Source organism: Citrobacter sp. TBCS-14, from assembly GCF_005280805.1.
GTDB classification, from domain to species: domain Bacteria; phylum Pseudomonadota; class Gammaproteobacteria; order Enterobacterales; family Enterobacteriaceae; genus Citrobacter; species Citrobacter gillenii.
This window is the reverse complement of record NZ_SZWM01000477.1, coordinates 236-517: the sequence shown is the minus strand read 5'-3', so window position 1 is coordinate 517 and position 282 is coordinate 236. Positions and strand designations below refer to the sequence as shown.

The following is a 282-nucleotide window of genomic DNA, read 5'->3' as shown; positions in this document are numbered from 1 at the left end:
ATGACGTTGCCACGATGCTGTTGGACGGGCTGAGGGACTTAACCAGCTCTTTGTTATTACGAAACAGCGATGCGTAATCTTTATAGAAGAAGGCGGCGACCAGCACGATAAGCAGTGCCGATATCAGGATATTCGCAGCGCGATACAACACGCTGCGCAGCACTGGCGTAATGGGTTTGATTCTTATCCAGCAGGCAACGATGGCGGCCAGAATGCCGCTCAGCCCCAGCGTCAGGAGCATTTGCGGCGTCATGAGGGCGAAGGTTTCAGCCGGTGTGGTAT

1 protein-coding gene is annotated in these 282 nt (G+C 54.3%); it reads right to left on the bottom strand.

The features are described 5' to 3' along the window. A partial coding sequence (locus FDX22_RS31355) for a phosphoethanolamine transferase domain-containing protein (RefSeq protein ID WP_255432967.1) occupies nucleotides 1-282 on the bottom strand: 282 nt, incomplete at both ends.